Genomic DNA, 6242 nt, shown 5'->3' with positions numbered 1-6242 from the left:
GAGAAGCAATTCGGTGCGGATCTCCTGCGCCAGATCCGCGAATGGAAGTGACATGAGCACGCTGAGCCAAAACCCGGCCTCGGAAACGAGGCCGGCCCATCGGCCGGGATGGGTGCGCGCCCTTCTCGCGCTCGATCGACGGACGACGCAAGTCGCCGGGCTGCTCGCCTGCCTCGCTCTGGCCATCGCCGCCGACGATCCAAGGCCCGCCCGTCGTCAACGTTCGGAACGTCTCCTCCCCCTTCTGGCGTCCATGGCTGAAACCGGCCTATCGCTGTCTCGTGCCCTTCACGGCCTTCTCTGAATGGGAGGACACGACGCCGAAGAAAACGCAGCGCTGGTTTGCGCTAGGGGATGATGAGCCGATGGCGGCTTTCGCCGGCATCTGGCGACCATGGACCGGGACGCGGGGAACGAAGAAAGACCCGATCGAAGGCGAGCACCTGCTCTTCAGCTTCCTCACCTCCGAACCGAATGCCGTCGTCCGCCCGATCCATCCCAAGGCGATGCCGGTTGTCCTGACGACGCCCGGAGAGTGGGAGACGTGGCTTCAAGCGCCTGTCGAGATCGCGCTCGAATTGCAACGCCCGCTTCCCGAGGATCGCGCGCTTAAGCGCATAACATGAATTGTTCTGGGCGAAGCGGGCAGGTAGGGAGAGAGGCGGCCCAAGAGGGGGGCTGTTACGAGCCTCCCGTTAAGGATCGCCCGGTGCGGAATGTGCTAGCGATAAAGGTCGAGAGAGATGCGGTGGAAGCTATGGGCGGGGCTGGGAATCGTTCTCGCGTTGTTTGCTGGGAGCACGTGGGTTCTGCTCCGCAATCCGTTCAGTACTCCTGAAGCCGCGCTTGCGGCCTTCTACGACGGCGAGCCTCGTCCTGAGTGCCTGCAAGCCGAGCCTCTACGCCTAGCAGGGAAAATGGTAGTGCCTCTGGTTATCGCGGAGCTACCGAACAGGTTGATGCCAAAACGGCGCTATGCCATCAGCTTCCTGGGAGAGGGCGGCTACAACGAAGCTCTTTCGGTGCTTCAAGCAATAGCACGGGACAAAACGGAGCTGGATTATTTCAGAGGTGACGCTCTCGTAGCGATTTCCGAGATCGACCTTGATCTTGCTCGTCAGATTGCCGATGAGCTTGTGGATACAACAGTGCATCTCACCCGTGTTGTGCAAGCTGTCTCGCAAGGAGGCTCTGCTCTGAAAGCCTATCACGATCATTCGTGCGGATGGTGACGGGCGATCAGGGGGTTTCCATCCACCACGGCAAGCTGTGCCGTGCAGGGACTTTCTCTAGCCGATACGTTTCCGACCGAGAGAACCGCGACCGTTATTCCCGCTTCCTGTCATCCGCAAACTCGCCTTCCCGGTTTGCCCATTTAAGACGGGCCTCGGGGTCCTTAGGCGGTTGATTCCGCATGACCGGCTGCGCGACCCCATATCTTGCCGCATTGAATGCCGCAATGAGGTCGCGACCGTATCGCCGCAAAAGCAGAATGCCGATTGCCATCAGGGCGATCAAGCCAAGTGCCTCGCTCCCGAGCAAGAGCCAAGCGATTCCCCCGAGCACAAACAGGACGGCGAGGCCGATCAGGTAGAGCGCGAGATCGATCGCGAAGAGAAGCAGGAAGAAAGGGATCAGAACGACCGCAAGCCCGATCATCGCAATCCAGTGCATGGTCAATCCCTCGCCGCGCATTGAATGGGAGCGCCGCGCCAGCGGCAGCGCGCTCCCATCTGTGCCCGCACCATGCCAGCGATTAAGGGGCGCTGCTAGGGAGTGCACGCGGCTCCGGCGCGTTCCGGTGGCCGAGGAAACCCCGGCCAAATCTCACGTCGTGCTTACCCCGTGCTTACCCGGTCGTTTGCACTCTCCGCTATGTCGATAACGGAGCATAGCAAACATCTGTAACTGCGAAGGATTTTTGGTGGGTGTGCAAGGATTCGAACCTTGGACCCGCTGATTAAGAGTCAGCTGCTCTACCAACTGAGCTACACACCCATCAAGGAGGCGCATGGCTTCCCGGAAGCCGGGTTGCTAGGGCATTTGCGACGGATTGTCCAGCCGGAAATCAGCCCTGTTTGGCGGTCGGGCCGGAAAGTTCCGCCTGCGGGGCCGGCGGTCGGGCTGGCCGGCGCGGGGCTGACGGACGGGGCGCAGCGCGCTCGCGTTCAAGCTTGCGCAAAATCACCTTCACGGGGTTCGGCGCATGCTCCAAGGTGGCGCCGGAGGCCGCGTCTGCCACGATGCCCACCACGCCGCCGAGGATCACGTTTCCGGCAAGACCGGCTGCCCCGGCACCGCCAAGCCTCGACTTCACCTCGACGGTCTCGTCCGCATGGCCGGCGAGCCTGAAGACCACGCTGAACTCTTCCTTGCGGCTGAAGCGCAGGCTGCAGGGGGTGGTGCAGGAGCTGCCGAGCGACGTCGTGGCCACCGCGCCAGGTGGCTCGGAGACGAACTCGACGTCATTTTTGGTGCCGCGCGTGACGGTGGCGCAACCGGCCAGAGTGAAAGCAAGAAAAAAAGCCGCAACCGGCGGCAGAAAACGAACCATGATTACGAATACCCTTCCAGAAATCCTCAGATGCCCCCCGGGGGCTTTTCGAAATCTCGCAGCCGCTATCGGATTTGTCAAGGATCAACGCCCCCACAACCAGGCGGCGCCACGAACGCCGGAGCTGTCGCCATGCAGGGCCGGGCGAATGGGCGTGCGGAAGTGATCGGAGAACACCCAGCGTCCGATCTCGGCCGGGAGGCGTTCATAGATCTGCGGAATGCGGCTCATGCCACCACCCAGCACGATCACCTCAGGATCAAGGATGTTCGCCATGGCCGCCAGCGCCCGACCAAGGCGCGAGACGTAGCGATCGAAGCTCGCCGCGGCCTCCGTGTCACCCGCTTCCATCGCGGCGATGATCTCGCGCCCCTTCAGCGAGCGGCCCGTCAAGCGATGGAAATCGTTCTGGAATCCGGTGCCGGAAATCCAGGTTTCGAGGCAGCCCGGCTTGCCGCACCAGCAGGTCTCGGCCATGGCGAGTTCTTCCGGCGAAGGCCATGGCAGCGGGTTGTGGCCCCATTCGCCGCCGATGCGATGCGGGCCTTCCCAGGCCGCGCCGTCGAGGGCGACGCCTGCCCCGCACCCCGTGCCGAGAATGGCGGCAAACACCACTTTCGCGCCTGCGGCCGCGCCATCCACGGCTTCCGAGACCGCGAGGCAATTGGCGTCGTTGGCGAGCCGGATCTCGCGCTGAAGCGCGGTCTCGAGATCCTGCTTCAGCGGCCTGCCATTGATCTCGGTGGAGTTGGCGTTCATCGCCAACCCCGTGCGCGGCGAGATGGCACCGGGAATCCCTGCGCCGACCGTGTGCGGACCGGCATGGCCAAGGCTCGCGAGGCGGCTCTCCGCCTCGCGCACGATGCCGCACAGCCCATCGAGAATGCCCTCATAGGTTCCGCGCGGCGTAGGGATGCGGTGGCGGAGAAGTTCCGTGCCCGCATCGTCGATCACGACGACTTCAATCTTGGTGCCGCCGAGATCCACCCCGATCCGCATGGGCCGGCCTCAATGCGTGGAATGCACGCGAACCGCGCCGCGCGCGGCACCCCTCGCATGGGTCAGCTTGTTCAGCGCCACGATATAGGCCTTGGCGGAGGAGACGAGCGTATCGGGATCAGCCGCACGCCCCGTCACAAGCCGCCCGTCGCCGCCCGCGAGCCGGACGGAGACTTCCGCCTGCGCATCCGTGCCCTCGGTGACGGCATGGACCTGATAAAGCTCCAGCTTTGCCTCATGCGGGATCAGCTGATGGATCGCGTTGAAGGTCGCATCCACCGGGCCATTGCCGGTGGCCTGCACCGTGCGGTGCTGCCCTTCGATGTCCAGCGTCAGCGTCGCGGATTGCGGCCCCATCGTGCCGGCGATGACCGTCAGCGCCACGACCTTCACGCGATCCTCGGCAGTCGCGAGATTCTCGTCGATCAGCGCCTCGATATCCTCGTCGTAGATGTGCTTCTTGCGGTCAGCCAGCGCCTTGAAGCGCACGAAGGCATCTTCCAGCTGGTTGTCGGACACTTCGTAGCCGAGGCCCTTGAGCTTGTCCCGGAAGGCGTTGCGACCCGAATGCTTGCCCATGACAAGCGAGGTCTTCGAGACGCCAACCGATTCCGGCGTCATGATCTCGTAGGTCTGGGTGTTCTTCAGCATGCCATCCTGGTGGATGCCGCTCTCATGCGCGAAGGCGTTTCGGCCCACGATGGCCTTGTTGTACTGCACCGGGAAGGAAGTGGCGGCCGAGACGAGCTTGGAAGCGCGGTTCAGCATGGTGCTTTCGATGCCCGTTTCGAAAGGGAAGACATCGCCGCGCGTCTTCAGCGCCATCACGATCTCCTCCAGCGCCGCATTGCCCGCGCGCTCGCCGATGCCGTTGATGGTGCATTCGATCTGCCGGGCGCCACCCATCACGCCGGCGATGGAATTCGCGACCGCCATGCCAAGATCGTTGTGGCAATGGACCGAGAAGATCGCCTTGTCGGAATTCGGTACGCGGTTGCGCACGGTTTCGAACAGGGCGCGATACTCATCCGGCGTGGTATAGCCCACGGTATCCGGGATGTTGATCGTGTTGGCACCCGCCTTGATGGCAGCCTCGACGCAGCGGCACAGGAAATCCATTTCCGTGCGGGTGCCATCTTCTGCCGACCATTCGACATTCGGCACGAGGTTGCGTGCCCGGGTGACGCTGTCAATCACCAGCTGCAGAACCGCATCGGGCTCTTTCTGCAGCTTGTGTTTCATGTGCACCGGCGAGGTGGAGATGAAGGTGTGGATGCGCGGGATGACACCATGGCGCACCGCCTCGCCAGCCCGGTCGATATCCTTCGCGCCCGCGCGGGCGAGCCCGGCAACTGAGGCGCGCCTGACGCGCTTGGCAATGGCGGTGACGGCTTCGAAATCACCATCCGAAGCAATCGGGAAGCCGGCCTCGATGATATCCACGCCCATCGCATCAAGGAAATCGGCGATTTCCAGCTTTTCCTCGAAGGTCATCGTGGCGCCGGGGCATTGCTCCCCGTCGCGCAGGGTGGTGTCGAAAATCAGAACGCGGTCCTTTGAAACGGTATCTTGGGACATGGTAGGAATCCTCTCAAGCGCGCCCGCGCCGAATATTCTCTTTCGGAATCGTCGGGATACGGGCTCTGTAGCGGGAAATTTTATTGCGCGCCATCCCCTGAAGGCCCAGGCAACACCCGGACGGCCCTCAGGGGCTGATAAGGAGAAGAAGCGAAAGGAGAAGCACGAAGCCGATCGCCGCCGCTTCGAGGCAGCGAGTCTGACGAATTTCCAGAGCGCGGGTGGCGGCTTTCGTCAAAGGCTTCAAGTCCAGTTTCGGCCAACAAAAAAATCGTAACCCAGCCTTTCCGGTCTGGCAAGCGGCTGATTGAACGCCTCTTGCGGGCCGCACCGCTCTGGAGTTGACTGGCCTTTCGCCCCGGAATTCCAGGAGATGGACCATGCCCAACCTGCGCCTCGCTCCGAGCCTCGCGGTGCTTCTGCTGGCGACGCCCGCCGTCGCGGATTCGATTGACGGCAAATGGTGTTCGGAGGATGGGCGACGCATCATCATCGAAGGCTCGCTCGGGCTTTGGGGCACGGGGGGGCTGAAGATTGCGGGCGAATATCTCCGCTACACCTATCTCTTCGCGATGCCTGCCGGCGAGCCCGAGGCCGGCCAGCGCGTGGAGATGCGCTTTCGCCGCATGGACCAGAGCATCGCGGTGAAAATCGGCGAAGGTGAAGCGAGGATCTGGCGCAAATGCCCGCCGGAAGTGAGCTGACGGATGTATTTTGCCGCGAGCGCCTCTAGGATCGCGGCCCGTCCATGTCCTGATTCGAACGAGGTTTGCGTGATGCTCCGCGCTGTGTCCCTGATCGCCCTTCTCGCGCTCGGCGCTTGCCAGAGCACCGAGCCGCCGAAGCCCGTGGCGCAGGAGCCGCGCGGCGTTTCCATCACGCCGGCGGGCTTCCGCCTGCCGGAAGGCACGGGCTGCGCGGCCGATATCGCCCGCTTCCGCGCGATCATGAAGAACGACATCGAGACCGGCCACACCACGAAGACCGTCTTCGACCAGATCGAGGGCGAGATGCAGAAGGCCGATACGATGTGCGCTTCCGGCAATGCCGGCGGCGCCTCCGCGCATGTCCGGGCGACGCGCGCGCGGTTTGGCTATCCCGCAGGCTGAAC

Annotated in this window: 9 protein-coding genes and 1 tRNA gene; 5 read left to right on the top strand and 5 right to left on the bottom strand. The window is 63.2% G+C overall.

Going from position 1 to position 6242, the window contains the following annotated elements; all coding sequences use genetic code 11:
- Positions 1-52: 52 nt before the first annotated feature.
- The 3 genes from ACKODO_RS00255 (at position 53) to ACKODO_RS00245 (ending at position 1232) form a co-directional block, all read left to right on the top strand.
- Positions 53-304 (top strand): hypothetical protein, encoded by a 252-nt coding sequence (locus ACKODO_RS00255; protein WP_408981448.1) that lies wholly within the window; start codon positions 53-55, stop codon positions 302-304.
- Positions 282-626, top strand: a complete 345-nt coding sequence (locus ACKODO_RS00250) for an SOS response-associated peptidase family protein (protein ID WP_408981447.1) — start codon at positions 282-284, stop codon at positions 624-626. The genes ACKODO_RS00255 and ACKODO_RS00250 overlap by 23 nt, the downstream gene beginning before the upstream one ends.
- A gap of 291 nt (positions 627-917) precedes the next feature.
- A complete protein-coding gene (locus tag ACKODO_RS00245) occupies positions 918-1232 on the top strand; it encodes a hypothetical protein (protein WP_408981446.1) in 315 nt (104 codons plus the stop codon).
- Between the two features lie 94 nt (positions 1233-1326).
- Here ACKODO_RS00245 and ACKODO_RS00240 read toward each other — a convergent pair whose 3' ends face one another.
- The 5 genes from ACKODO_RS00240 to ACKODO_RS00220 all read right to left on the bottom strand — a co-directional run bounded on the left by ACKODO_RS00240 (position 1327) and on the right by ACKODO_RS00220 (position 5131).
- Positions 1327-1695, bottom strand: coding sequence for a hypothetical protein (locus ACKODO_RS00240; protein ID WP_408981445.1), 369 nt, complete (start codon positions 1693-1695; stop codon positions 1327-1329).
- A gap of 227 nt (positions 1696-1922) precedes the next feature.
- A tRNA-Lys gene (locus tag ACKODO_RS00235) sits at positions 1923-1998 on the bottom strand.
- 70 nt (positions 1999-2068) lie between these two features.
- A complete protein-coding gene (locus ACKODO_RS00230) occupies positions 2069-2554 on the bottom strand; it encodes a translation initiation factor 2 (RefSeq protein WP_408981444.1) in 486 nt (161 codons plus the stop codon).
- Positions 2555-2638: 84 nt separating this feature from the next.
- Complete coding sequence (locus ACKODO_RS00225; RefSeq protein ID WP_408981443.1) at positions 2639-3553, bottom strand: ROK family protein; 915 nt, start codon at positions 3551-3553, stop codon at positions 2639-2641.
- Between the two features lie 9 nt (positions 3554-3562).
- The gene (locus ACKODO_RS00220) at positions 3563-5131 is read right to left on the bottom strand and encodes a 2-isopropylmalate synthase (protein WP_408981442.1); all 1569 of its coding nucleotides are present in this window, start codon (positions 5129-5131) and stop codon (positions 3563-3565) included.
- A 380-nt stretch (positions 5132-5511) separates the two neighbouring features.
- Here ACKODO_RS00220 and ACKODO_RS00215 point away from each other — a divergent pair, with 380 nt between their 5' ends.
- Positions 5512-5835: a hypothetical protein gene (locus tag ACKODO_RS00215; RefSeq protein ID WP_408981441.1), complete on the top strand. Its 324-nt coding sequence runs from the start codon at positions 5512-5514 to the stop codon at positions 5833-5835.
- Between the two features lie 72 nt (positions 5836-5907).
- Positions 5908-6240, top strand: coding sequence for a hypothetical protein (locus ACKODO_RS00210; protein WP_408981440.1), 333 nt, complete (start codon positions 5908-5910; stop codon positions 6238-6240).
- Positions 6241-6242 lie beyond the last annotated feature (2 nt).

Origin of the sequence: Rhabdaerophilum sp. (assembly GCF_046092605.1) — a bacterium.
GTDB lineage: Bacteria > Pseudomonadota > Alphaproteobacteria > Rhizobiales > Beijerinckiaceae > Rhabdaerophilum.
The sequence above is the reverse complement of the archived record's forward strand: the minus strand, read 5'-3'. Positions and strand labels throughout refer to the sequence as shown.

Coding starts and splice junctions, on each gene's coding strand:
- ACKODO_RS00255 (WP_408981448.1), top strand. CDS start 53: ATGAGCACGCTGAGCCAAAACCCGGCCTCGGAAACGAGGCCGGCCCAT.
- ACKODO_RS00245 (WP_408981446.1), top strand. CDS start 918: ATGGTAGTGCCTCTGGTTATCGCGGAGCTACCGAACAGGTTGATGCCA.
- ACKODO_RS00240 (WP_408981445.1), bottom strand. CDS start 1,695: ATGCGCGGCGAGGGATTGACCATGCACTGGATTGCGATGATCGGGCTT.
- ACKODO_RS00230 (WP_408981444.1), bottom strand. CDS start 2,554: ATGGTTCGTTTTCTGCCGCCGGTTGCGGCTTTTTTTCTTGCTTTCACT.
- ACKODO_RS00225 (WP_408981443.1), bottom strand. CDS start 3,553: ATGCGGATCGGGGTGGATCTCGGCGGCACCAAGATTGAAGTCGTCGTG.
- ACKODO_RS00220 (WP_408981442.1), bottom strand. CDS start 5,131: ATGTCCCAAGATACCGTTTCAAAGGACCGCGTTCTGATTTTCGACACC.
- ACKODO_RS00215 (WP_408981441.1), top strand. CDS start 5,512: ATGCCCAACCTGCGCCTCGCTCCGAGCCTCGCGGTGCTTCTGCTGGCG.
- ACKODO_RS00210 (WP_408981440.1), top strand. CDS start 5,908: ATGCTCCGCGCTGTGTCCCTGATCGCCCTTCTCGCGCTCGGCGCTTGC.